The organism is Shinella daejeonensis (genome assembly GCF_024281235.1).
In the GTDB taxonomy this organism is placed as follows: domain Bacteria; phylum Pseudomonadota; class Alphaproteobacteria; order Rhizobiales; family Rhizobiaceae; genus Shinella; species Shinella daejeonensis.
The window spans coordinates 1-23,402 of sequence record NZ_JAHWXY010000006.1 but is presented as its reverse complement, the minus strand read 5'-3'; the positions used below and the strand labels follow the sequence as shown (position 1 = coordinate 23,402).

At 66.9% G+C, this 23,402-nt stretch carries 17 protein-coding genes and 1 other RNA gene; 8 read left to right on the top strand and 10 right to left on the bottom strand.

Translation table 11 applies throughout. The features are described 5' to 3' along the window. Window positions 1-37: 37 nt before the first annotated feature. The gene (locus tag KYK29_RS15085) at window positions 38-502 is read left to right on the top strand and encodes an Lrp/AsnC family transcriptional regulator (RefSeq protein ID WP_254691740.1); all 465 of its coding nucleotides are present in this window, start codon (window positions 38-40) and stop codon (window positions 500-502) included. A gap of 59 nt (window positions 503-561) precedes the next feature. On the opposite strand, the gene cydX is transcribed toward KYK29_RS15085, so the two are convergent. The 5 genes from cydX to cydD all read right to left on the bottom strand — a co-directional run bounded on the left by cydX (window position 562) and on the right by cydD (window position 6,955). Beyond that, window positions 562-705 carry a cytochrome bd-I oxidase subunit CydX gene (gene cydX / locus KYK29_RS15080; protein ID WP_254691739.1) on the bottom strand — a complete coding sequence of 48 codons (144 nt, stop codon included), beginning with the start codon at window positions 703-705 and terminating at the stop codon, window positions 562-564. A gap of 94 nt (window positions 706-799) precedes the next feature. After that, window positions 800-1,954, bottom strand: a complete 1,155-nt coding sequence (cydB, locus tag KYK29_RS15075; protein ID WP_254691738.1) for a cytochrome d ubiquinol oxidase subunit II — start codon at window positions 1,952-1,954, stop codon at window positions 800-802. A 5-nt stretch (window positions 1,955-1,959) separates the two neighbouring features. Next, window positions 1,960-3,543 carry a cytochrome ubiquinol oxidase subunit I gene (locus KYK29_RS15070; RefSeq protein ID WP_254691737.1) on the bottom strand — a complete coding sequence of 528 codons (1,584 nt, stop codon included), beginning with the start codon at window positions 3,541-3,543 and terminating at the stop codon, window positions 1,960-1,962. Then, window positions 3,534-5,297, bottom strand: coding sequence for an amino acid ABC transporter ATP-binding/permease protein (locus KYK29_RS15065; protein ID WP_254691736.1), 1,764 nt, complete (start codon window positions 5,295-5,297; stop codon window positions 3,534-3,536). Before KYK29_RS15065 ends, KYK29_RS15070 begins: the two co-directional genes overlap by 10 nt. Continuing rightward, window positions 5,294-6,955 carry a thiol reductant ABC exporter subunit CydD gene (cydD, locus tag KYK29_RS15060; RefSeq protein ID WP_254691735.1) on the bottom strand — a complete coding sequence of 554 codons (1,662 nt, stop codon included), beginning with the start codon at window positions 6,953-6,955 and terminating at the stop codon, window positions 5,294-5,296. Before cydD ends, KYK29_RS15065 begins: the two co-directional genes overlap by 4 nt. 331 nt (window positions 6,956-7,286) lie before the next feature. Between cydD and KYK29_RS15055 the strand changes: the two genes are divergently transcribed. Beyond that, window positions 7,287-8,441 carry a fumarylacetoacetate hydrolase family protein gene (locus KYK29_RS15055; RefSeq protein WP_254691734.1) on the top strand — a complete coding sequence of 385 codons (1,155 nt, stop codon included), beginning with the start codon at window positions 7,287-7,289 and terminating at the stop codon, window positions 8,439-8,441. A 24-nt stretch (window positions 8,442-8,465) separates the two neighbouring features. Here KYK29_RS15055 and pbpC read toward each other — a convergent pair whose 3' ends face one another. Together pbpC and KYK29_RS15045 are read right to left on the bottom strand one after the other, a co-directional pair. Continuing rightward, window positions 8,466-10,550 (bottom strand): penicillin-binding protein 1C, encoded by a 2,085-nt coding sequence (pbpC, locus tag KYK29_RS15050; protein ID WP_254691733.1) that lies wholly within the window; start codon window positions 10,548-10,550, stop codon window positions 8,466-8,468. 11 nt (window positions 10,551-10,561) lie between these two features. Continuing rightward, entirely contained in the window at window positions 10,562-16,015 is a 5,454-nt protein-coding gene (locus tag KYK29_RS15045; protein ID WP_254691732.1) for an alpha-2-macroglobulin family protein, read from the bottom strand. A 457-nt stretch (window positions 16,016-16,472) separates the two neighbouring features. On the opposite strand from KYK29_RS15045, the gene KYK29_RS15040 reads away from it, so the two are divergent. Further along, window positions 16,473-17,417 (top strand): AEC family transporter, encoded by a 945-nt coding sequence (locus KYK29_RS15040; protein WP_254691731.1) that lies wholly within the window; start codon window positions 16,473-16,475, stop codon window positions 17,415-17,417. Between the two features lie 71 nt (window positions 17,418-17,488). Here the strand turns inward: KYK29_RS15040 and KYK29_RS15035 are convergent, their stop codons facing one another. After that, window positions 17,489-18,328, bottom strand: a complete 840-nt coding sequence (locus tag KYK29_RS15035; protein WP_254691730.1) for a c-type cytochrome — start codon at window positions 18,326-18,328, stop codon at window positions 17,489-17,491. A gap of 152 nt (window positions 18,329-18,480) precedes the next feature. On the opposite strand from KYK29_RS15035, the gene KYK29_RS15030 reads away from it, so the two are divergent. The 3 genes from KYK29_RS15030 (at window position 18,481) to KYK29_RS15020 (ending at window position 20,413) form a co-directional block, all read left to right on the top strand. Further along, window positions 18,481-19,236, top strand: a complete 756-nt coding sequence (locus KYK29_RS15030; protein ID WP_254691729.1) for a 3-deoxy-manno-octulosonate cytidylyltransferase — start codon at window positions 18,481-18,483, stop codon at window positions 19,234-19,236. Window positions 19,237-19,250: 14 nt separating this feature from the next. Beyond that, a complete protein-coding gene (locus tag KYK29_RS15025) occupies window positions 19,251-20,102 on the top strand; it encodes a prephenate dehydratase (RefSeq protein ID WP_254691728.1) in 852 nt (283 codons plus the stop codon). A gap of 74 nt (window positions 20,103-20,176) precedes the next feature. Beyond that, window positions 20,177-20,413 carry a hypothetical protein gene (locus KYK29_RS15020; protein ID WP_254691727.1) on the top strand — a complete coding sequence of 79 codons (237 nt, stop codon included), beginning with the start codon at window positions 20,177-20,179 and terminating at the stop codon, window positions 20,411-20,413. A gap of 4 nt (window positions 20,414-20,417) precedes the next feature. On the opposite strand, the gene nudC is transcribed toward KYK29_RS15020, so the two are convergent. Together nudC and KYK29_RS15010 are read right to left on the bottom strand one after the other, a co-directional pair. Next, window positions 20,418-21,392: an NAD(+) diphosphatase gene (gene nudC / locus KYK29_RS15015; RefSeq protein ID WP_254691726.1), complete on the bottom strand. Its 975-nt coding sequence runs from the start codon at window positions 21,390-21,392 to the stop codon at window positions 20,418-20,420. Beyond that, window positions 21,389-21,835, bottom strand: a complete 447-nt coding sequence (locus KYK29_RS15010) for an HIT domain-containing protein (protein ID WP_254691725.1) — start codon at window positions 21,833-21,835, stop codon at window positions 21,389-21,391. Before KYK29_RS15010 ends, nudC begins: the two co-directional genes overlap by 4 nt. A gap of 99 nt (window positions 21,836-21,934) precedes the next feature. Between KYK29_RS15010 and ffs the strand changes: the two genes are divergently transcribed. Both ffs and KYK29_RS15000 read left to right on the top strand, forming a co-directional pair. Continuing rightward, an RNA gene (gene ffs, locus KYK29_RS15005) (signal recognition particle sRNA small type) lies at window positions 21,935-22,032 on the top strand. Between the two features lie 44 nt (window positions 22,033-22,076). Beyond that, on the top strand, window positions 22,077-23,402 hold a 1,326-nt coding region (locus tag KYK29_RS15000), incomplete at its 3' end, for a DNA polymerase III subunit gamma/tau (RefSeq protein WP_254691724.1).

Below are 23,402 nucleotides of genomic sequence, written 5' to 3'. Positions count from 1 at the left end.
TGTTGAAAGAAAAAGAGATTCTTTGGAGTATTCTGCGATGCCGGCCCTGGACGCGATCGACCGCAATCTTCTGCGCCTCCTGCGCCTCGATGCGCGCATGAGCAACGCCCGGCTTGCGGCCGAGGTCGGCCTGTCGCCGTCCGCCTGTCTGCGGCGCATCCGGATCATGGAAAAGTCCGGCGCGATCCGCGGTTATACGGCGATCGTCGATGCGGGCAGCGCCGAGGCGATGATCGCCGTGATCATCAATATCACGCTGGAGCGGCAGACCGAGGACCATCTCGACCGCTTCGAGGCGGCGGTGCGCAAATATCCCGAAATCCGCGAATGTTTCCTGATGACCGGCGGTTCGGATTATCTGCTGCGGGTGGAGGTCGCCAATGCCGGCGAGTTCGAGCGCATCCACAAGGAGATCCTCTCCGCTCTGCCGGGCGTGCTCCGCATCCATTCGAGCTTCTCGATCCGCAACGTGCTGGCAACGCGGGGACGGGGCCGGCGTTGAGCCGCGGGACGGGACTTACGTTGAGCCGGGGGACGGGGCTTACGTTGAGCCGGGGACCCTTAATCGTCCGGCGTTGGCCGCCTGCCGGCCTCCACGGCGGAGCGCGCCTTGTCGCGGTCGTCCATGAGTTCGTACCACATGGCGTTGAGCACGGCGAATGCCGCCGCGAGCGGCAGGCCGAGCAACCAGGAAAAATACCACATTCCGTCTCTCCGTCTTTCTGCGGGGGCCGGCCGGTCGGCCGGAACGGTCCCGTGAATTCCAGAGCGTCCTGCGTCCGGGCGCGTGAAGGACCCTCTAGTAAGCGTGCTTGTTCTTGTCGCTGACGCTTTCCTCGTCGACCTTTCCCCACAGCACCCGGTAGACCCAGGCCGTATAGGCAACGATGAGCGGCAGGAAAATCCCGGTTCCGACCAGCATGATGAAGAGCGTCATGTGGCTGGAGGACGCATCCCAGACCGTCAGGCTCGATCGCGGATCGATGGACGACGGCAGGATGAAGGGAAACATGGAAAGCCCCACCGTTGAAATGATGCCGATGATCGAAAGCTTGCTGAACAGGAGCGGGATGACCTCCCGGCGGCTGCGCAGCAGCAGCCAGCTTGCCGCCGCCCCGGCAAAGCCGAGGATCGGCGCGATCACCGTCCAGGGATGGAGCGCATAGTTGGCGAGCCATGCGCCCGCCTGCGGCGCGGCATCCTTCAGCAGCGGGTTGGCGGGGCCGTCCGTCACGGCCGGGCCGACCAGCACATAGCCGTCCATGCCAAAGGAAACCCAGAGGCCCGCAAGAGCGAAAAGGAGGATGACCGCGAGGGCGGCGGTTGCGCCGAAACGGCGCGCCCGTTCGGCGATTTCGCCGTTTGTCTTGAGAACCAGCCAGGCGGCGCCATGCATGACGAACATGGCGAGCGACAGCAGGCCGCAGGCCAGCGCGAACGGATTGAGCAGGCCGAAGAACGACCCCTCATAGAAAATCCGCATGTCGTCGGCGAAGCGGAACGGCACGCCCTGCAAGACGTTTCCGACCGCCACGCCGAAGATCAGCGAAGGTACGAAACCGCCGATAAACAGCGCCCGGTCCCAGTTGTTGCGCCAGCGCGCGCTCTCGCGTTTCGAGCGATACTTGAAGCCGACCGGCCGCAGGATGAGCGCCATCAGGATGGCGAACATGGCAAGATAGAAGCCGGAAAAGGAAACGGCGTAGAGCGGCGGCCAGGCGGCGAAGATCGCCCCGCCGCCGAGGATCAGCCAGACCTGATTGCCTTCCCAGATCGGGCCGATCGTGTTGATGACGATGCGGCGCTCCACGTCGGTCCGGGCGACGAAGGGCAAAAGCGTGCCGACGCCGAGATCGAAGCCGTCCGTAACGGCGAAGCCGAGCAGCAGTATGCCGAGCAGCAGCCACCAGATGATGCGTAGGGTATCGTAGTCGAGCAATTCATGAAGGATCATCGTCTTCACTCCGCCGCGGGCACGACCGCATTCGAGATGATGGGGGCTTCCGGATCGTCATCGTCCGAAGGCCCCTCCCGGATGGCCCTGATCATCAGCGTCATCTCGATGACGATCAGCACCGTATAGAGCGCCGCGAAGCCGAGGATCGTCAGGAGCACGGTTTCCGCACCGAGGCTGGAGACGGCGACCGCCGTCGGCAGCACGCCCTCGATGACCCAGGGCTGGCGGCCGAACTCCGCGACCACCCAGCCGAGTTCCGCCGCCACCCAGGGCAGGGGAATGGCCAGGACGCAAAGTTTCAGCAGCAGGGGATAGCGGTCGAGGCGTCGCCGGGCGGACAGCCAGAAGAAGGTCGCCGTGAGCAGGATGAAGAACATCCCGAGGCCGACCATGATGCGGAAGGACCAGAACAGCGTCGGCACATGGGGGATCGTATCGGCGGCGGCCTTCGCGATCTGCTCGTCCGTCGCCTCGCGCGGGTCGTCGACATAGCGCTTGAGCAGGAGCGCATAGCCGAGTTCGTGGCCGAGTTCGGCGAAAGTGTCCTGCGCCTCCGGTGCTATCGTTTGTTGCTGAAGGCCTGCCGCGCGGATGTTTGCAAGGGCGTCATAGGCTTCGATGCCGCTGCGAATGCGTTGTTCCGCCATTTTTTCCAGTTCGCTGATGCCGGGGATCTCCGTCGTCAGCGAGCGGGTGCCGATGAGGCCCATGACCCAGGGAATATGCACGGCGTAATGGGTCTCGCGGGCCTCCTGATCCGGGAAGCCGAAGGCGGTGAAGGCGGCCGGCGCGGGCTCGGTCTCCCACATGGCCTCGATCGCCGCGAGCTTCATCTTCTGATGCTCGGTGGAAAGATAGCCGCTCTCGTCGCCGAGCACGACCACGGAAAGCGACGAGGCCAGCCCGAAGGAGGCCGCCACCGTCATCGAGCGTTTGGCGAGTTCGATATGGCGTCCCTTCAGCAGATACCAGGCCGAAATGCCGAGCACGAAGACCGAGGCGCAGACATAGCCCGCCGAGACCGTATGGACGAATTTGGCCTGGGCCACCGGATTGAACACCACGTCGAAGAAACTGGTGATCTCCATGCGCATGGTCTGCGGGTTGAGCGCCGAACCGACGGGATTCTGCATCCATCCGTTGGCGATCAGAATCCATAAGGCGGAGAAATTCGAGCCGAGCGCCACGCACCAGGTGGCGACGAGATGGCCGACCTTCGACAGCTTGTCCCAGCCGAAGAAGAAGAGGCCGACGAAGGTCGCCTCGAGGAAGAAGGCCATCAGGCCCTCCATCGCCAGCGGCGCGCCGAAGATGTCGCCGACGTAGTAGCTGTAATAGCTCCAGTTCATGCCGAACTGGAATTCCATGACGATGCCGGTCGCCACGCCGAGCACGAAGTTGATGCCGAACAGGGTTCCCCAGAATTTCGTCATCTGGCGCCAGATCTGCCGCCCGGTCATGACATAGGTCGTTTCCATGATGGCGAGCAGGGTCGAAAGTCCGAGTGTCAGCGGTACGAAGAGGAAGTGATAGAGCGCCGTCAGCGCGAACTGGAAGCGGGAGAGGGCGACGATGTCTAGTTCCATGGTCTTGCCTCCGTTGGATGACCGGAAAGCGGCGTTGCGGCGACAGCGCGGTCTGGCTGACCCGTCCGGAGCCGGGCGAGAAGAGCGTCGAAATGCGGTTGCCCGCGGGTGGCGACGGCCATCAGGCGACCGTCCTCGACAAGTGCGATCCGGTCGGCAAGGGCGGCCTCCCGGTGGAGATGGGTGGCGATGACGATGCTGCGCGCTCCGCCAGCGTCGCGGATGCGGTAAAGGAGATCGCGCGCCGTGGCGTCGTCGAGCCCTTCCGTCGGTTCGTCCAGCAGCCAGAGCGGCGCGCCGTGCAGCAGGAGCCGGGCGAAGGCGAGACGGCGGGCCTGTCCCGTGGAAAGTCCCGCGCCACCCTCGCCAAGCCGGCTGTCGATCCCTTCGGACAGCGAGGCGACATGGGCGGCAAGTCCCGCCCCGTCGAGCGCCAGGCGCAGGCGGCCGTCGTCGGCCTCGGGATCGGCCAGCCGCAGGTTCTCGCCGATGCTGTCTGAAAACAGCTCGCTGTGCTGCGTCAGCAAAACGGCGGCAAGGCGCATCGCCCTTCCGCTTTCCGGGGCGATCTCGCCGGCAAGCACCGCCAGGATGGTCGATTTGCCGGCGCCGCTCGAACCGACGAGGGCCAGGACCTCGCCTTGCGGAAGGGCGAGGGTGATGTCCTGCAAGGCGGGCGTGCGTGCGCCCGGATGGCGCGCCGTCACCGCTTCGAGACGGAAGGCGAAGCCTTGCGGGGGGCGGGGCGGCGGGGCGGGGCGGCCCCCGGCTTCGGCGGCAAGTGATGGCGCGATGCGGCGGCTTGCCAGCAGCGTGCGGCCGAACTCCAGCGCGCCGCGCCGGAGCGCCGCGAAAGGTTCGAAGGCGGCGAGGGCCGCCAGGATGCCGAGGGCGGCGAGCGGCGCGCCGATCCGCCCGCTCTGCGCGGCCTCTCCGAGCGCCAGCAGCAGCCCTGCGAGAAGGAGCGTGGAGGCGAGGCCGAACGCGAAGGTCGCGCCGGCTTCCAGCCGGTTCAGCCGATCCTCCTGTCTTGCCGCATAGGCATCGGCCGCCATCACCGCCGCGACCTGCGCGCGAAGCCGGCCGGCAAGTTGCAATTCGGCCTGGCCGGCGACGAGGTCGATGGTCCGCGCCCGCATCGCCTCCAGCGCGACCCCGCGCCGGCGCGAGGGGCGCACGCCGAGGCGGGTGAGGACGAATGGAATGGCGAGGCCGGCGGCAAGCAGGAGGCCGGCGGCCATCATCCCGATGGCGGGTTCGATCAGCGCCAGGGCGATGGCGAGGACGCCGCCGGTCAGAAGCGCCACGCCGATCGGCAGGAGAAGGCGAAGATGGAGGGAATCGAGTGCGTCGATATCGGCGGTGAGCCGGAAGAGCAGCCGGCGCGGTTGCAGCGCAAGCCGGCGTGCCGCCACCGGTGCGGACCAGGCGACAAACAGGCGTTCGCGCAGCGCGGCAAGCGCCCGGAGCGTGGCGTCATGCGTCGTCAGCCGCTCGCCGTATCGCCCCGCTGTGCGGGCGAGCGCGAGAAAGCGGATCGCCGCCGCCGGTGAGAAGACATCGAAGGTGGCGGCGGTGGCGACGGTGAGGCCGGCAATCGCCGTGGCCGTGATGAACCAGCCCGAAAGGCCAAGCAGGCCGATGCCGGAGAGGACGGCGAGGCAGGCAAGCGCAAAACCGGTAAGCAGCCGGCGGCGGCCCTTGGCGGGAAGAAGCCGCGCAACCGCGGCGAGGCGGGTGACGTCGCGTTTCATTCGGCTGCCTCCGCCAGGATTTTCGGCTCGAGCATGATGATGCGATCCATTCGGGCCGCAAGCTCCATGTCGTGGGTCGCGACGATCAGCGTGCGGCCTTTGGCAAGCGTTGTCAGGCTGCGGGCGATATCCCGCGCCGTTTCGTCATCGAGATGCGCGGTCGGTTCGTCGGCCAGGAGGAGGATGCAGGCCGGGTCCGCGGCGGCCCGCGCGATGGCGAGCCGCATCACCTCGCCGCCGGAAAGCCCCCGCCCTCCTTCCGCAAGCAGGCGCGGCCCGTAGGCGGCGGCCGCACGCTCGAGACGGGCGGTGCGGATCGCCGCATCGACGGCTTCGGCGGGCAGGTTGCGGCCGAGCCGTATGTTGCTGCGGATGGTGCCGGTGAAGACATGCGGCGAGGGGCCGATCCAGCCGATCCGCGTCTGCCGGTCTTGTGCAGGCCGGATCTCGCCGGCGTCTGGAACCAGCAGGCCGGCAATAAGCGCGAGCAGGGTGGACTTTCCGCTGCCGCTTGGGCCGACGAATGCGATGCTCTGCCCGTGTGAAACGGAAAGATCGAACCCTTCCAGCACATAGGGTCCATCGCCATAACCGAAGGTCACGCCGCTGAGGCGCACGGCAGGCTCCATGGTTTCGGAAACCGCAGGGGCGGGTCTTGCGGCCCGAAAGTGCGTTTGTGGCCGGGGCGCGGCCAATCGATCCAGCGCCGCCAAGGCCGCCTGCCCGGCGGCCTTGTCGTGCCAGACGGCGGAAAGATCGCGCAGCGGCTCGAAGAAGGCGGGCGCCAGCAGGAGAACGAAAAGTCCGCTGCGGAAGTCGATCGGCGCGCCCCAGGCGCTGAGATCGATGCTGCCGAGCAGGCTGAAGCCGACATAGACCGCCACCATGGCGATGCCGATGGCTGCGAAAAGCTCCAGCACGGCGGAGGACAGGAAAGCGATCGCCAGCACCCGCATGGTGCGTTCGCGCAGGTCCTCGGCATTCTGCCGCAATCGCCCGGCCGTTCGATCGACGGCGCCGAGCGAGCGAAGGGTGGTCATGCCGCGCAGGCGATCGAGCAGGAAGCCGTTGAGGCTGCCGGTTGCCGCCAGCTGGCGCTCGCTTGCCGCCCGGGCCTGCCAGCCGACAAGCGCCATGAAGAGCGGGATCAGCGGCGCCGAGACGAGAAGGATGACGGCCGCGACCCAGGAATGGAAAAGCACGGCAAGCACCATCACGAGCGGTACGGCCACCGCCTTCACCCGCGCCGGCCGGTAGCGTGTCAGATAGGGAAGGGCAAGATCCGCCTGTTCGGCGAGAATGCTGGCGGCCTCGCCCGAGGCCATTCGGCCGGGGCCGACGGCCGGACGTGCCGAAAGCCCGCCGAGCGCGGCCTCACGCCGCATGCTCAGCGTCGGTCTTGCGCGGCGAAAGGAAAGGCGCACGGCGGCCGCGTCGAAAAGGGCGCGCAACAGGCCGAGGCCGGCGACGGCAAGGGCTGTCACCGGCAGGTCCGGCTGGCCGGCGGCGCTGATCAGCGCGGCGAGACAGTCGGCGATCAGGAACGCCTGCGGCACCCAGAGAACCGCGGCAAGGATCGAGCAGCCGGTGGCGGCGTCAAGCCGGGCATATGTGTCCGGCGATCCTCTTTCACCGTCGGATGGCTGCTTGCGGTTCATCGCATGCGTCCTGCCTTGTCGGCGTTACGATCCTTTCCAGCCCGTCGGGCCGGACCCTCTCAGCCGCGAAGAGTACTCCATTTTCTGGCGTTGTCTCCCCCTTGAGATTGCCCGCTTGCGCCGGCCGTCAAGTCTTGCGGGCCAGGAAAAGAAGGATGACGCGCAAGAGGCGGCAGGGGTCTGCGGCGAAACGGCGCGCTTTTCCGGTGCGGTTGCGGCCTGATGAGGCAGGCCATCCCCAGCCATTCTCACCTGCTGGTCGCGAGGCGATTCCCCTTCCGGCGGAAATGCTCTAGAAGGGGCGGATCATCGAAAGGGAGCATGGACGATCATGGCGGTTGCGGCGGATTTTGCGCGGGGAACCTTTGTCGGGCGGGTCTGGCGGCCGCAGGTCGGCGGACCGGCGGTCGTGGTTTTGCGGGACGGCCGGCTTTTCGACATCACCTCCGCCAGGGCGCCCACCATGAGCGCGCTCCTGGAAATGGACGATCCGCTCGCCTTCGTCCGCGCGGCCGAAGGCGAGGCGCTCGAAAGCCTCGATACGGTTCTCGCCGCCTCGGCGCAGGCTTCGGGGGACCCCGAGCGCCTTCATCTTCTCGCCCCTTGCGATCTCCAGGTGATCAAGGCCTGCGGCGTCACGTTCGCCCGCTCGATGATCGAGCGCGTGATCGAGGAGAAGGCGGCCGGTAATCCGGCGCTGGCGGAGAAGGTGAGGGGCCGGGTCTCGGCCATCATCGGCGACAGCCTGCGTGATCTGAAGGCCGGTTCGCCCGAGGCCGCCGGCGTCAAGGCGGCGCTGATCGAGGAGGGCGTCTGGTCGCAATATCTCGAAGTCGGCATCGGGCCGGATGCGGAGGTCTTCACCAAGGCCCCGGTCCTTTCGGCCGTGGGCTTGGGGGCGGCGGTCGGCCTGCATCCGATTTCCAAATGGAACAATCCGGAGCCCGAAGTCGTGCTCGCCGTCGACAGCCGCGGCCGCGTCAAGGGCGCGACACTCGGCAACGACGTCAATCTGCGCGATGTGGAGGGACGCTCGGCGTTGCTGCTCGGCAAGGCGAAGGACAACAATGCCTCCGCCGCCATCGGCCCCTTCATCCGCCTGTTCGACGAGACCTATTCGCTCGACGACGTGCGCGCCGCCGATCTCACCTTGAAGATCGAGGGCGAGGATGGCTTCGTGCTCGACGGCCGCAGCACGATGCGCGAGATCAGCCGCGATCCTCTGGACCTCGTGGCCCAGACCGTCGGCCGGCATCATCAGTATCCGGACGGCTTCATGCTCTTCATGGGCACGCTTTTTGCGCCGGTCGAGGATCGGGATACGCCCGGCGAAGGCTTCACCCACAAGATCGGCGACCGGGTGACGATCGCCAATGGCGACCTCGGGTCTCTGGTCAATACGGTGCGGCTGTCCACCGAATGCCCGCCGTGGACGTTCGGTGTCGCGGCTTTGATGCGCAATCTCGCCGCGCGCGGCCTTCTCTGACCCCGCCGGGGCTTGCGGACGCGTCTATTCGATGAAGACGCGAACGCTTGCCGCCCGCCCGGCGGCGTCGATGACGGTCAGCGTCGAGAACCCCGTGCCTTCCGGCGTCCATTGCGTCGTGCGCCGCCGCACGGTCTCCGGCAGGACCTTGCCGTTGGCGAGCCAGCGGAAGGGCGCGCGGCCGCCTTGCAGCTTCAATGACAGCGGCATGATGTCCGCGTCTCTTGCGCCGCTCAGTTCCACATGCGCGCCTTCCGGCGGATAGACGATCTGCGGCGCGGGTTCGCGGGCGCGCGTGGCGACGAGGCCGCTTGCGGTGGTGGAGAAGCGGCGAAGGCTGGCCGGCAGTTCCGATTGGGCGATGCGCAGCGCACCCGCCGGCGCGCGCGGAAAGGGTGTGATGGCGACGCCGGCCTGCGCGAAAGCCTCGAACAGGATCGGCGCGGCCGTGTCGTAGCCGGTGAGGCCGGGCACTGCGCCGTTGTCGGCGCGGCCCACCCAGACGCCGAGCACATGCCGCCCGTCGTAGCCGACCGACCACGCGTCGCGATAGCCGTAGCTGGTGCCGGTCTTGTAGGCGATGCCGAGGCGGCGGCTTCCCCGCGGCGGCACGACTGCGGACAGCACGTCCGAGACGTTCCATACCGCCACCGGATCGAGCAGCGGCTCGCCCTCGATCGGCCCCGGCTGTTCGGCGATACCGTTCCCGAGCCGCAGCGGCCGGCCGCGATTGGAAAGCGCTGCATAGAGCTGCGTCAGGTCGTGCAGCGTGATGCCGACGCCGCCAAGCCCGATGGCAAGGCCCGGCGTCTCGCCCTTCGGCAGGTCGGGCCGGACCTGCGCGCGCCGGAAGCGCACCATCAGCCGCGTCGGCCCGACCGCTTCCAGAAGCTGCACGGCCGGTACGTTCAGGGACATTTGCAGCGCCTTGCGCACGCTGACGTCGCCCTGGTAGCGCATGTCGAAATTACGCGGCCGGTAGCCGGAAAAGTCGGAGGGTCGATCCTCGACGATGGTTTCCTGCGCCACCAGTCCCTCTTCGAAGGCGAGGCCGTAGATGAAGGGCTTGAGCGCCGAGCCCGGCGAGCGGCGCACCCGTGTCATGTCGATCCAGCCGGCCCGGCGCGAATCGAAATAATCGGCGGAGCCGACCTCGCCGAGGATCTCACCCGTGCGGGCGTCGGCCATGATCATGGCGATGGACACCTTCGGCCCGATCCGCACGGCCGCCTCGCGCGCCACGGTTTCCAGCGCTTCCTGCACGTTGCGGTCGAGCGTCGTGGGGTGCTCGGCGGCTCCCGGATCCTTGCGCAGCGCCAGTTCGGAAAGATGCGGCGCGAAGGCCGGAAGCTGGCGCCGGTATGCGGGCACGGGCTCGCTGGCGGCGCGTTCCGCCTCGCCGTCGCCGATGACGGCGGAGACCGAAAGGCGCGCAAGGACGCGGTCGCGCGCCTTTTCGGCCGCCTCGCGGTGCCGGTCCGGCCGGCGTTTTTCGGGCAGTTGGGGCAGGGCGACGAGCAGCGCCGCCTCGGCCACCGTCAGCCGTTTGGGCTCCTTGCCGAACCAGGCCAGACTTGCCGCGCGCACGCCTTCGATATTGCCGCCGTAGGGCGCGAGCGTCAGGTAGAGGTCGAGGATTTCCGTCTTGGAATACCGCCGCTCGATCTGTACCGCCCGCGCCATCTGGCGCAGCTTGGCGAGGATCGACCGGCTTTCGCGCGGCTCGATCAGCCGCGCCACCTGCATGGAGAGCGTCGAGGCCCCCGACACGATGCGTCCGTGCGTTGCGAACTGCCCGGCGGCGCGCAGAAGCGCCAGCGGATCGATGCCGTGATGCGCGTGGAAGCGACGGTCCTCATAGGCGACGAGCATGCGCAGGAACTGCGGATCGACATCCGCCGACGTCGTCTTCAGCCGCCAGTATCCATCCGGTGTCGAGAAGGCGCGCAGCAGCCGCCCGTTGCGGTCGAGTACCGTGCGCGAGACGGTTTCCGCCACCTCGACGGGTGGCGGAAAGGCGTGGTCGGCTCGGTCGAGACCGTAGGCAAGGGCGGCCAGCACCGCCGCCCCGGCAAGCGCTCCGATGGCGAACCTGCGCCAGCGCGTCATCGCACCGGCTCCTAATGCGCCGCCCGGACCTGCATGCGTCCGGTCGCCGTGCGGGCGGAATATTGCGGCCGGTACATGTCCTCCACCTGGGCCGCCGGATGATCGTAGGTTCCCGGCGTCACGGCACGCACCACATAGGCGAGCGTGATGTTGCGGTCGTCGCCGGCGCTGCGGTTGAAGGCGGCGACGAAGCGGTCGTAGCGGAATTCCGTATGCGCCGGCTCGACTTCGGTGAGCCAGTCGAAATTCGAAAGCTTCGCGCTGTCGACGAGGCTCGGATTGTCGATCTCGAAGCCTGCGGGCAGGAGATCGGTGACGAGGATGCGCGACGGCCAGTCGTTTTCCTCCGTCAGCGTCAGCACCGCGACATAGCGTTCGTTCTGCGTCGCCTCGGTGATATTCGCCTCCTCGCCGTCGAGCGTGTAGTAGCGCCGCTCGATGCTGAAACCCTCGCCGCCGGCCGGCGGCGGCTGGCTGGGGGCGGCCACCGTCGTCAGCATGGCGGAGACCGGTTCGCCGGTGTGATTGGCGACGGTGAGCGGATGTTGCATGAGCGCATTGCCGGACATCTGCGCGGCATAGCCGCCCTCGTGCGATACGCCGTTGATCTCCAGCATCAGCCCCTTGTCGGCATCCTTCACGCCGCGGGCGGCGAGCAGCATCCAGGTTTGCTCCTGCGTGCTGGTCCGGGACCTGGCGTCCCATTCGTTTGCGACGGTGCGGACGAGATCCGGAATGATCCGCGGCACCGGCCGGGTTTCGGTTGCAAGCGCCAGCACCGCCGCCCCGTCGCGCAGCGAAGAGCCGTAGTCGTTGCGCGACAGGCTGACCCGGGTGACGTCGCGCGCCACGTCGAGGGCATTGGAAAAGAGGCTCCCCGAGCGCTGGGCGTCGCCGTAGAGGCTGAGGGCTGCGGCCAGATGCGCGCGTGCCAGCGGCGTCCTGAACTCCGCCAGCTTCGTGTCGGCATAATAGCGAAGATCGCTGATCGCCGCCTTGCGATTGCGGGCGAGCACATAGAGCGTATAGGCGATCTCCTCGCCCTGTTCCGCCACGTTGTTGGTGTAGGACAGCGCGTTCTGGAGGTTTGCGAGCGCCTGCACCATGGCCTGCTCCGGCACTTCGAATTTCTGTTCGCGCGCCCGCGTCAGGAAATCGGTGATGAAGGCGTCGAGCCAGAGGTCGCCGTAGCCGGGACCCCACAGGCCGAAGCTGCCGGTCGACGATTGATTGGCGAGCACGCGGTAGATCGCCTCCTGCACGCGCTTTTCGGTGTCCGTATCCTCCGCGAGGCCGGATTGTTTCGACAGTTCGCTCAGATAGAGAAGTGGCAGCGCGCGGCTCGCCGTCTGCTCCGTGCAGCCATAGGGATAGCGATCGAGCGACATCAGCAGCGCCGGAATGTCAAAGGCTGAAGCGCGCGAGACATTGAGGCTGACCGAGGCCCCGGACAGCTGGCTGTCGGCCAGCAACTGGTCGTCGATGGTCAGGCTGCCGTTGGCGGCGATCTCGATCGGCCGGCGTTTGGTGATCGGCAGCGCGGCCGGGCGTACCGGCAGGTCGAGAACCTGTTCGAGCGACAGGCCCTCGCCGTTGGAGAGCGTGACGGTGACCTTGCCGTCTCCCGCCTCGCCGCCGGTCAGCGGCAGCGTGAGCGCCGCCTTGCCGCCGGGTTCGAGCCGCACGGTATCGCCGTCGCCGGTCTGGCCGGCCATGACGGAAGCATTGTGCGCCAGCGTGACGGTGTAATCGCCGGCCGGCGCGCCGGTATTGGCGATGTCGAGCCGAAGCTCCGCCTGATCCCCGGGTGCGAGGAATTTCGGCAGGCTTGCCGTGACCACGACCGGATCGCGGATGACCACGTCCTTTTCGGCATGGCCGACGCCGGTCTTCGTCCAGGCGACCGCCATGATCCGCGCCGTGCCGTTGAACTGCGGAATGTCGAAGGAGACCTTCGCCTTTCCGTCCGCGTCGAGCTTCACCGGACCGGAGAAGAAGGCGACGAGCTTTTCCGTCGGCGGGCTGCCTTCGAGTGCGCCCTGGCCGCCGTCGCCGCCGGTGCGCAGCCGGCCTGTCGCGCCGAGCGAGCCGTCGATCAGCCGGCCGTAGAGATCACGGATTTCCATGCCGAGACGCCGCTGGCCGAAATACCAGCCTTCGGGGTCCGGCGTCTCGTAGCGGGTGAGATTGAGGATGCCGACGTCGACGGCGGCGACCGTCACATAGGCGTCTTCCTGCGCGCCTGCGCCGGTCACCGTAAGGGCGATATCGAGCGGCTGGCGCGGCAGCGTCTTTTCGGGGGCGTCGAGTGCTACGGCGAGCTTGCGCTCTCCCGGATCGACCGCAAGCCAGGTGATGCCGATGGCGCGCATCGGCATGCGGCTCTGCTGCGCCGCGCCCGGACGGAACAGCGTCGCGGTGACATAGGCGCCTGCTCCCCAGTCCCCGGTGACGGGAATTTCCACCTCGCCCCCGTCTTCGCCGATCGTCGCGGTCTGCGTGGCGATCAGGCTTTCGGTCCCGACGGTGACCAGAAGCTCGCCGGCATGGCGGGGGGAGACCTTGAGGCGTGCCGTTTCGCCCGCCGTGTAACGCGCCTTGTCGAGCGAGATTTCGAGTGCATCCGGCGTTTCGGTCGAGGTTGCGGCGACATACCAGCCGGCGTCGAATTCGACGCTCGTCGCCGCACCGTCCGCCTCGGCACTTTCGACTTCCAGCCGGTAGCGGCCCCAGGAGACGGGAACGGAAATACGTCCGTCGCCGGCGGAGAGATCGACCGTGCCGTCGGCGATCTGCTTCGTCGACAGCACCGGTTCATAGCGCCAGCTGCTGCCTTCGCGATACCATTGATAATTCCGTTCGACGGAGAGAAGCTTCCAGGTGACGCCGGCCATGGCCTCTTTCGCGCCATCGGGCGAAACCGCCACGACATGGAAACCGGCGAGGCTGTTTTCGGAGAGATCGCCGGAAAATTCCGGCTTCACGCCGATCATCGGTCCGCTCGCCTCGACCGGAAGGGTGAGGGCGCGCTCCACGGCCCTTCCCCCCGCCTCCCGCATTCGAAGCGTCACGATCGCTTCGAGCCGCTGGGTGGTGGACGGAAGCGTGTCCAGGGTGACGTCGAAGGACGTCCTGCCCTCGTCGTCCAGCACCGCCAGCCCTTCGAGCGGCACGCGATTCTCCGCCATCGCTTCCTCGTCGGCGAGGCCGAAGAGATAATCCGGGAATGCGGCATTCTGCCGGGTCGGCTTGAGGGCGACGTCGCCCTCGATTGCGAGTCCCGCGCCGGGCGCGCCGTAGAGATAGCGCCCTTCGACGGTTATCGGGGTCGGTTCGCCGGGCGCAATTTCGCCGGTGGCGCTCGTCATGGTGAATTCGATCCGGTCGGGGACGAAATCATCCACGAGAAACTGTTTTTCGGCGAGCGGCTGGCCCTTCGGGTCGGCGAAGACCTGCATCGTCCAGGTGCCGCGCATGCTGTTGGGTTGCAGCGCCAGGTCGACCGCATGTCCGCCGAGCGCGGCGCCGTCGCTGACCATGCGCCGGTCCTCCACGCCGTCCGGACGGTTGAAGAGGAAGGTGAGCGGCAGCTTCTCTATCGCGGCCGCCTCGATGTCGCGGGCAAGCGCCGTCGCATGCACCGTCTCGCCGGCACGGTAGATGCCGCGTTCCGTGAAGGCGAGCACATCGATGGCGCCGGGCGCCGGCCGTCCTGTGACGCCCCGGTCGGAAAGGTCGAAACCGGCCCTTGTCATGTCGAGGAAAACGAAGTCGTCAGGCCCCTTGCGGGCGAGGATGACGGCGGGTGTCAGCGCCGCCGTGCCGCGGATGAGACCGGCGGTGAAGGTGGCCCGCCCGTTTGCGTCGGTCGTCGCGGTGCCGAGCACCTCGTTGTTGCGGGCGATCAGTTGCAACGTCACCCCTTCGAGCGGGGCGGCGCTGTCGAGCGAGCGTGCGAAGACATTCAGCCCGTCCGTGCCGGCATAGGTCGAAAGGCCGACGTCGGAGACGACGAACCATTGCGTCGCCTTGGTATCCCAGTCGTTGCCGCCGGCGTTGGCTGCGGCGGCCGTCAGAACGTAGACGCCGGGCTTGCGTTCCGGCAGCGCTTCATCGACCGGGAAGCTGGTGACGACGTCCTTGTTCAGTTCCGGTGATATCCCGATTTCGCCCTGCCAGACGAGTTCGCCGCTCTGGCTTTCGATGCGGCCTGCGGAATAGCCGTCGAGCTGGGTGAGGAACTGGCTGTCGGCGAGAAGCGGCGCGATGGCCCGGTCGCCGATGCGGTAGAGCTTCAGATCGGCGCTCTCGGTATTGACGGAAACGATGGGAATGCCGCGGCGCATGCTTCCGGGCAGTACGAAGCTGTCGCCGGTGAAGCGCACGGCCGGCGCGCGGTCCTGCACGTAGATGTCGAGGTCGACGGGGGCGGCGAGCGGTTCGTCGACGGAGGAGGGCAGGCCGGCGCGCAGCGCGATGCGGTAGCGCTGGCCGTGGTTGAGCCCCTCGATGCAGATCTGGCGGTCTTTGGCTTCGATCCCGCGGGGCGTTGCGCCGTCGAGCGTGACGAAGGCTTCGTAGTCGCCCCCGACCTTGAGGAGCGGCTCGGAGAATTCCACGCAGGCGCGGGGCGTGGCGCTGTCGGAATCGATGGTGTGATTGACCACGCGGAAGCCCTGCCGGGCGCGAAGATCCAGATAGGCGGAGCGTACGGCCTCGTCCTCCTTCAGCGCCAAGCTTGCCTTATAGGCTTCGATGCCGGCGCGATAGGTGCCGGAAACCTCGAGCGTGCGCCCGAGCGCCGCCAGCGCCCGTGCGCGGCCCGGCGTGCTGCGGGAAAGCTGATAGGCGTTGATCGCCGCAAGCGCGCCCTGGCCCGCCAGATAGCTGTTGTTGGTGGCGCGGCCCAGCGCTTCCGCCGTCTCGATCCACAGGCGAAGGTCGTCGGGGGCAAGCGAGAGCGCGCCGCGATAGGCGATCAGCGCCTGGTCGAAGCGCGCGGATTCGGTTTCGATCCGGCCGAGCGATGCGAGGCTCTCCACGCCCTGATCCTGATGTTCCGGCGTCCGCGCCAGTTCGTTGCGGAACGTGCGCGCGTCGCGCAAGAGAGGCTCGGAAAGGAAGGGAAGGGCCGGCGGCGCGCCGATATCCGCTTCGCCGTCCGACAGGACGATCCTGCCGGCGACAGCGCCGGCAAACGGATTGAGCTGGTTGAAATCGCTTTTCAGGAAGCACCATTTCACCTTCGGGTTATAGGTGAACGCGCGGCAGGAAAGGTCATCGATGCACTGGCGCTTGCATTGGTCCAGCGTTACCTCCTGCACGGTGCGCAGGTCGAAGCCGAAATAGTCGGCGTTCTCGGTCGTGACGATACTGCGGCTCTCCTGCGCCATCGCCGGCGGCGCGCAGAAGGTGAACGCGGTCAGGAGAAGTGCCGAGAAACCGAAGATTGCGCGTCTAGACATCCTGTCCTCCCTGCGCCGCCGCCCACGTCCCGCGATACTGTTCTAGGCCTGGCCGGCCTTGTCAATGCGAAAAGGGCCGGGTCGGATCGGGTCGCGCACGCAGGAAGAATGTCGCATGGCGGCGGAAAACCCGGCAATCCGGGCGTTAACCTTTTGTTAACCATACGCGGGCATGATGAACGCAATGAACCGGTTTTCGATCTGTCATGCTGTTGTTGCAGGCAGCCGGTAGAAACGAAGCCGAACAGGATCATCGTGTTTCGCATCGCTTTGACCACGGATGTACTGGCACTGCGCGAAACACCACCCGGCCCGGCCGGGATGAGGAAGCGAGGGCAAGCCCCTCGCTTTTTTCATGTTCGTCGCCCCTGTCCCGCCTGCCGGGGCGGAAGGCCGAGCCGCCGGCAGCCCGGCCATGGCCGGGTTCCGGGGCGCAGCCTGTTTCCGGAATGTTTCGATGTCGGACGTCGCCGTTAACGTATTGCCCGTCTTCGCGCTCATCTTCATCGGCTGGCTGCTGGTGAAGACAGGCTACCTGCGGGCCGAACTCGGCGACGGGCTCGGGGAATTCGTCTTCCGTGTCGCCGTCCCGCTGCTGCTGTTCCGCACCATCGCGGAGGCGGATTTCTCGGGTGAATCGCCCTTGCGCATCTGGATCGCCTATTTCGGCGGCGTGGCGGCGACCTGGGCGCTGGCGCATGTCATCGCCACTCTCGGCTTCGGGCGGGATGAGCGCATGGGCGTGCTGGCCGGGGTTTCCGCGGCTTTCGCCAATACCGTCTTCATCGGCCTGCCGCTGGTGGCCCGCTCGGTGGGTGAGCAGGGGCTGGTGGCCATTTCCCTGCTGATCTCGGTGCACCTGCCGGTGATGATGATCGCGGGCAGCCTGCTGATGGAGCGCGCAGAACGGCGCAGCGGCGCCCGCCCGCCGCAGAGCGTGGCCGGCCTGATGGTCGGTGTCGCGAAAAATCTCGCGTGCAACCCGCTGGTGATCGGCCTTGTCGCCGGCGCGCTGTTCCATGCGTCCGGTATTCCGCTTGCCGGCCCCGTCAAGATCGTCGTCGACCAGCTCGCCGCCGTCGCCGCGCCGGCGGCGCTGATTTCCATCGGCATGGCGATCGACAAGTACCGGATCGGCGGCAACGCCAGGCTGGCCTCGGTGATGGCGGCGCTGAAGCTTCTGGTCCTGCCGGGTTTCGTCTATGTCGCCTGCCGGCTCGTCGGTCTCGGCCCGGATTGGGCGGCGGCGATGGTTCTGACCGCCTCGGTGCCGACCGGCATCAACGCGTGGCTTCTCGCCAACCATTTCGGCACCGGCCACGGGCTGGCGTCCTCGACCATCGCCATGACGACGGTTGCCGGCGTCTTCACCGTTTCCTTCTGGGCCTGGCTGCTCGGCTGACCGGATGCCTGAAAAGCAAAAACCCGGCAGGCTGCCGGGTTTCGCATGAAGATCCGTGGAGGGATCGCAGATTACTGTGCTTCCGGCTGTTCCGGAGCGGCAGCGCCCTCGTCTGCAGGAGCGGCTTCTTCGGCTGCCGCAGGGGTGTCGCCCTCGGTCGGGGCGGCTTCTTCCGGCGCGGCGGCAGCGCCACCTTCGGCCGGAGCGGCTTCCTCGGCCGGTGCAGCCTGCTGAGGCTCGGCGGCCGTGCCCTCGCTGGCCGGAGCCGTCTCCTCGCCGGAAGCGGCGGCAGTGCCATTGTCGGCCGGAGCCGCCCCCTCATCCACTGTGGCACCCTCGTCCACTGCGGCGCCCTCGGTCGGGGCCGTCGGCATCGGAGCCGGATTGTCGGAGAGCGTATGCAGATAGGCGAGCAGATTGGCGCGCTCGTCATCCTTCTTGATGCCGACGAAGCCCATGGCCGTGCCGGGAACGTGCTTCTTCGGCGCTTCCAGGAAGTAGTTCAGATGGTCGAAGTCCCAGACGACCGTATGTCCTTCGGAGAAGGTGGTCATGGCGCCGGAATAGCTGAAGCCCTCGTGCGAGGCGATCGGACGGTTCACGATATCCCAGAGATTCGGCCCGACCTTGTTCGGTCCGCCGTTCTCCGTGGTGTGACAGCTCGCACACTTCTTGAAGACGGTTTCGCCCGCGCTCGCATCGGCGCTGGCGAGCAGCGTGGCGATCGGCACGGCGGCCGCGGCTTCACCGCCTCCCGAATCCGCGCCACCGTCCTCTTCCGCGGCGATCGCGAAGCCTTCCTGCTCCGGGAGACCCGAATGGAATATGCCCTCAGATGCGATCGACACGGACATCAGGACGAAAACGGTGCCGAGAAGGGCCCCAACGCCCATGTTCACATACGAGTTCATCCGCAAACGCTCCCCTAGGAACCGGCGCACATGCGCCAGCCGGTCTTGAAATCGCGCGGAACCTATGTCTTTTGCTGCTTCGTTGCAACAGTGTTGTAGCCCCCGCGCTGAGACCTTTTGACACTTTTCAAGGGGGTTTTGAAGGGCTTTCCATGAACGCCGCCAATTTTGACAGGACGCTTGTGCTCATTCCGGCGCGCATGGCTTCCACCCGCCTGCCGGACAAGCCGCTTGCCGATATCGCGGGCCAGCCGATGATCGTCCAAGTGGCGCGTCGCGCCCTGTCGGCAGGCGCGGGCCGCGTCGTCGTGGCGGTGGACCACCGCGACATCCACGACGTGGTGACGGCCGCCGGCTTCGAGGCGGTGATGACCCGGGTCGATCACCAGTCGGGATCGGACCGTATCCACGAGGCGCTGGCGGCGATCGACCCGGATGGCCGCGCCGAGATCGTCGTGAATGTGCAGGGCGACCTGCCGACCATCGACCCCGCGACGATCCGCGCGGCGCTGCGCCCGCTGGAAAACGCCGCGACCGACATCGCGACCCTGGCGACGGAGATCCGCGACGAGGAGGAGAAGACCAATCCGAACGTGGTGAAGGTGGTGGGGTCGCCGACCGGCGAGGCGCGGCTTCGGGCGCTCTATTTCACCCGCGCCACCGCGCCTTACGGGCCCGGGCCGCTCTATCACCATATCGGCCTTTATGCCTACCGCCGCAGGGCGCTCGAAGCCTTCGTCTCGCTCCGGCCGTCGACGCTGGAGCGGCGCGAATCGCTCGAACAGCTTCGGGCGCTGGAGGCGGGCATGCGCATCGATGCGGAAATCGTCGACACGGTTCCCCTCGGTGTGGATACGCCTGCCGATCTTGAAAAGGCCCGCGCCCTGCTTTCGGCCTTCCCCCTTTGATGAATGGAACCGCGATGAACACCGAAGCCAACAGAATTGCCTTCCAGGGCGACACCGGCGCCAATTCCGACATGGCCTGCCGCGACATGTTCCCGGATATGGTCCCGCTGCCGTGCCAGACCTTCGAGGACGCCTTCCTCGCCGTCGAGAACGGCGACGCCGACCTTGCGATGATCCCGATCGAGAATACGATCGCCGGCCGCGTCGCCGATATCCATCACCTGCTGCCCGAATCGCGCCTGCATATCGTCGGTGAATATTTCATGCCGATCCGCTTCCAGCTCATGGTGCTGCCGGGGGTGACGAAGGAAGAGATCCGCACCGTCCACAGTCACATCCACGCGCTCGGCCAGTGCCGCAAGATCGTGCGCCTGAACGGCTGGAAGCCGGTGATCGCCGGCGATACGGCGGGCGCCGCCAAGCTGGTGGCGGAAACCGGCGATCGCACCATGGCCGCGCTTGCGCCCCGGCTCGCCGCCGATCTCTACGGTCTTGCGATCATTGCCGAGAACGTCGAGGATATCGAAAGCAACGTCACGCGCTTCGTCGTGCTTTCGCGTGAGCCGCGGCCGATCGCCCGCGAGGGCGACGAGACCATCGTCAGCACCTTCATCTTCAATGTCCGCAACATTCCGGCCGCCCTCTACAAGGCGCTCGGGGGCTTCGCCACCAACGGCATCAACATGACGAAGCTCGAGAGCTACCAGATCGGCGGGAAATTCTACGCCACCCAGTTCTACGCCGATATCGAGGGGCATCCCGACGACGTCAACGTGCGTCGTGCGCTGGAGGAGCTTGGGTTCTTCTCCGAGAAGGTCCGCATCCTCGGCACCTATCGCGCGCACCCGATGCGCAGCGCCTTGTAACGGAACCATTCCGCAAGGCGCTGCATTCTTCCAGCGAGGGGCCGCATGCGCGGTCCCCGGCAAAGGAGAACGCCATGCGGACGGTCACCTATATAACGCTGGTGGTGTCGATCGTGGTCAATGCTGTCGTCTTCGGCGTCGGCGCGGTTGCGGTCCTCGCCATTCCTGCCCTCAACGACCATGCGAAATACCTGCTGCCCGCCTGGGTTGCCGTGACCTTCCTGGTCAGTCCCGTCATCGGCCGGATCATGGCGCCGCGGCTGCGGCTGCGCGAACACCCGGGAGACCGGCCGCGCTTCGGGCTGCACTGAGGCGTCAGAGGCTCCAGTCGAGCCAGTCGCGCATCAGCCGGTGCGCGATGGCGCCCTTGGGCGGCGGCGCGGTCGTTCCGGGGGCGGTGCCGGTGAGCGCGTTGCGCTCCAGCATGGCGGCCGTTTCGGCGCGGGTGAACCAGCGGCAATCCTCCAGTTCCTGCTCGTCGCGCTGGATGTCGAAGGAGATCGCCTCGCCGTAGCAGCCGATCATCAGCGAATGCGGCATGGGCCAGGGCTGCGAGGCATGGTAGCGCACCCGGCCGACGCGAATGCCCGATTCCTCCAGCGTCTCGCGCCGGACCGCATGTTCAATGGTCTCGCCCGGCTCCACGAAGCCGGCGAGGCAGGAATACATGCCTTCCGGAAAATGCGGCGAACGGCCGAGCAGGCAGACGTCGCGTTCCACGTCGATGACCAGCATGATCGCCACGGGATCGGTGCGCGGGAAAATCGGGTGGTTGCAGGCCGTGCAACTGCGGCGGTAGCCGCCGATTTCCGCGCGGGTCGGCGCGCCGCAGCGACCGCAGAAACGGTTGTTGCCGTTCCAGGTCAGAAGGCTGGAGGCCTGGGCGAACTGGCCGAGAAGCTCGCCGTCGAGCATCTGCTGGCGATAGAGCGTGCGCCCGTCGGCGGCCTTCAGCGGTTCGGCCAGCGTTTCCGGGTCGGCGCGAACGGGGACCGCGATGCGCGGTTCCCCGTTGCGCAGGTAGCCGAGCAGCACCGCCTCGTCGATAACCGGATCGAGACCGGCCAGTTCGTAAGGCGCAAAGAGCGGATCGACGATCTTCTCGTCGTGCTTGACGACGAGCTTGCCGCCGGCAAGCGCGAAGGCGTGCACATTCTCGGCCTTGAAAGCCTGTTCGAGACAGTCCGGCGCACGATATTCCGACTGCCGGTCAAGGCTGTTTTCGGAAAAGGCCACCATCGTGCTCGGTTCGGGATGCGGGCGATAGAGGTCGAACAGGGAAGGCTTCATGGCGTAAGCGCATCCAGGATCCGTTTCGAAAACGCCTGCGTTTCTTCCGCCGTGCGCGGTTGCGCCGTACCGTGGCCCCAGACGGGACCGGGCCAGTTGGCGTCGCCCTCGCTGCGCGCGATCACATGGACATGGAGCTGGCGCACGACATTGCCGAGCGCGCCGACATTGATCTTGGCGGCGCCCGTCACCTTCTTCAGCGCCTCGCAAACGAGCGCCGTCTCGAAGGTGAGCATGGTCTGGTCGAGCGGCGTCAGTTCGAAGATCTCGCTGACGTCCGGCCGCTGCGGTACGAGCACCAGCCAGGGCCAGCGGGCGTCCTTCATCAGGCGCAACTCGCAAAGGCCGATCTTTCCCAGCAGGTCGCTGTCTTGCGCCAGGCGCGCGTCCGGTTGGAATTCGCTCAAGGTTTTCTCCCGCGATGCTTCTGTCGGATAATTCATGACACGGCTCCCGATCGGGCTCCAACAGTTTTTTGCCTTTGCAGTTTTTTCCGGCCCCGTGCCTTGCATTCGGAATGAATATTGCCGATATGGAACGCGGGAGGTTGGTGGTGGACGAGCCACTCGCCAACCGGGTCAGGTCCGGAAGGAAGCAGCCCTAACGAGCCCCGGCACGGGTCATCGTGCCAGCCTCCCACCTTACCGTCCTGTCGGGGCAGACGTTCGATTAACGGCAGGGTCGATGAGCGACGACATCACACATCCGTCCAGTGAAAAGCCCGCCGCATACCGGGTGCTTGCGCGAAAATACCGGCCGAAGGATTTCTCCGACCTGATGGTCGGTCAGGAACCGATGGTCCGTACGCTCACCAACGCGTTCGAGACCGGGCGCATCGCGCAGGCCTATATGCTGACCGGTGTTCGCGGCGTCGGCAAGACGACGACGGCCCGCATCCTCGCCCGCGGCCTCAATTACAAGACCCCCGAGATCGATCGCCCGACGATCGATCTGCGCATTCCCGGCGAGCACTGCCAGGCCATCATGGAGGGCCGGCATGTCGACGTCATCGAGATGGACGCCGCCTCCCATACCGGCATCGACGATATCCGCGAGATCATCGAGCAGGTGCGCTACCGCCCGGTTTCGGCGCGCTACAAGGTCTATATCATCGACGAGGTGCACATGCTCTCGACGCAGGCCTTCAACGGCTTGCTGAAGACGCTCGAGGAGCCGCCGGAACATGTGAAGTTCATCTTCGCCACCACGGAGATCCGCAAGGTTCCGATCACCGTGCTGTCGCGCTGCCAGCGCTTCGACCTCCGCCGCATCGGCGCATCCGATCTGGTCGGCCTCTTCACCACCATCCTCGGCAAGGAAGGCGTGGAGGCCGAGCCCGACGCGCTCGCCATGATCGCGCGCGCGGCCGAAGGCTCGGCCCGCGACGGTCTCTCGCTGCTCGATCAGGCGATCGCGCACGGCAGCGGCCGCGTCGAGACGGATGCCGTGCGCTCCATGCTCGGCCTTGCCGACCGCGCCCGTATCGTCGATCTTTTCGGTCATATCGTGAAGGGCGACGCGGCGGCGGCGCTCGCCGAATTTTCCGGCCAGTACGAGGCGGGGGCGAGTCCGCCGGTCGTTCTGACGGATCTTGCCGATTTCACCCATCTCGTCACGCGTATGAAATATGTGCCCGATGCGGCCGGCGACCAGTCGCTGAGCGAGATCGAGCGGACGCGGGGAGCGGAGTTCGCCGGCTCCGTGGCCGTCACGGCGCTGTCGCGCATGTGGCAGATGCTGCTGAAGGGCATTCCGGAAACGGAAGCGTCCAGCCGGCCGGCCGGGGCCGCTGAGATGGTCATCATCCGTCTGGCGCATGCCGCAAACCTTCCGTCTCCGGAGGATGCCGCCCGCCGCCTGCTGGAGCTTTCGAACGGCGAGGGCGACGGTCCGGGCGGCCGCGCCCCGCAGCCGGGCGGCAACGGCGGCCAGTCGTCTGCGCGGTCCGCCGTTTCGGCGGTTGCCCGTGCGCCCGACGCTGCTGCCGATGCGCTGACCGGTCAGGATGCC

Bases quoted from the DNA above. Each gene is read 5' to 3' on its own strand.
- KYK29_RS15020 (WP_254691727.1), top strand. From the start codon at position 20,177: ATGCGGACGGTCACCTATATAACGCTGGTGGTGTCGATCGTGGTCAAT.
- KYK29_RS15010 (WP_254691725.1), bottom strand. From the start codon at position 21,835: ATGAATTATCCGACAGAAGCATCGCGGGAGAAAACCTTGAGCGAATTC.
- cydX (WP_254691739.1), bottom strand. From the start codon at position 705: ATGTGGTATTTTTCCTGGTTGCTCGGCCTGCCGCTCGCGGCGGCATTC.
- pbpC (WP_254691733.1), bottom strand. From the start codon at position 10,550: ATGACGCGCTGGCGCAGGTTCGCCATCGGAGCGCTTGCCGGGGCGGCG.
- KYK29_RS15055 (WP_254691734.1), top strand. From the start codon at position 7,287: ATGGCGGTTGCGGCGGATTTTGCGCGGGGAACCTTTGTCGGGCGGGTC.
- KYK29_RS15025 (WP_254691728.1), top strand. From the start codon at position 19,251: ATGAACACCGAAGCCAACAGAATTGCCTTCCAGGGCGACACCGGCGCC.
- KYK29_RS15035 (WP_254691730.1), bottom strand. From the start codon at position 18,328: ATGAACTCGTATGTGAACATGGGCGTTGGGGCCCTTCTCGGCACCGTT.
- cydB (WP_254691738.1), bottom strand. From the start codon at position 1,954: ATGATCCTTCATGAATTGCTCGACTACGATACCCTACGCATCATCTGG.
- nudC (WP_254691726.1), bottom strand. From the start codon at position 21,392: ATGAAGCCTTCCCTGTTCGACCTCTATCGCCCGCATCCCGAACCGAGC.
- KYK29_RS15040 (WP_254691731.1), top strand. From the start codon at position 16,473: ATGTCGGACGTCGCCGTTAACGTATTGCCCGTCTTCGCGCTCATCTTC.
- KYK29_RS15045 (WP_254691732.1), bottom strand. From the start codon at position 16,015: ATGTCTAGACGCGCAATCTTCGGTTTCTCGGCACTTCTCCTGACCGCG.
- cydD (WP_254691735.1), bottom strand. From the start codon at position 6,955: ATGAACCGCAAGCAGCCATCCGACGGTGAAAGAGGATCGCCGGACACA.
- KYK29_RS15070 (WP_254691737.1), bottom strand. From the start codon at position 3,543: ATGGAACTAGACATCGTCGCCCTCTCCCGCTTCCAGTTCGCGCTGACG.
- KYK29_RS15085 (WP_254691740.1), top strand. From the start codon at position 38: ATGCCGGCCCTGGACGCGATCGACCGCAATCTTCTGCGCCTCCTGCGC.
- KYK29_RS15065 (WP_254691736.1), bottom strand. From the start codon at position 5,297: ATGAAACGCGACGTCACCCGCCTCGCCGCGGTTGCGCGGCTTCTTCCC.
- KYK29_RS15030 (WP_254691729.1), top strand. From the start codon at position 18,481: ATGAACGCCGCCAATTTTGACAGGACGCTTGTGCTCATTCCGGCGCGC.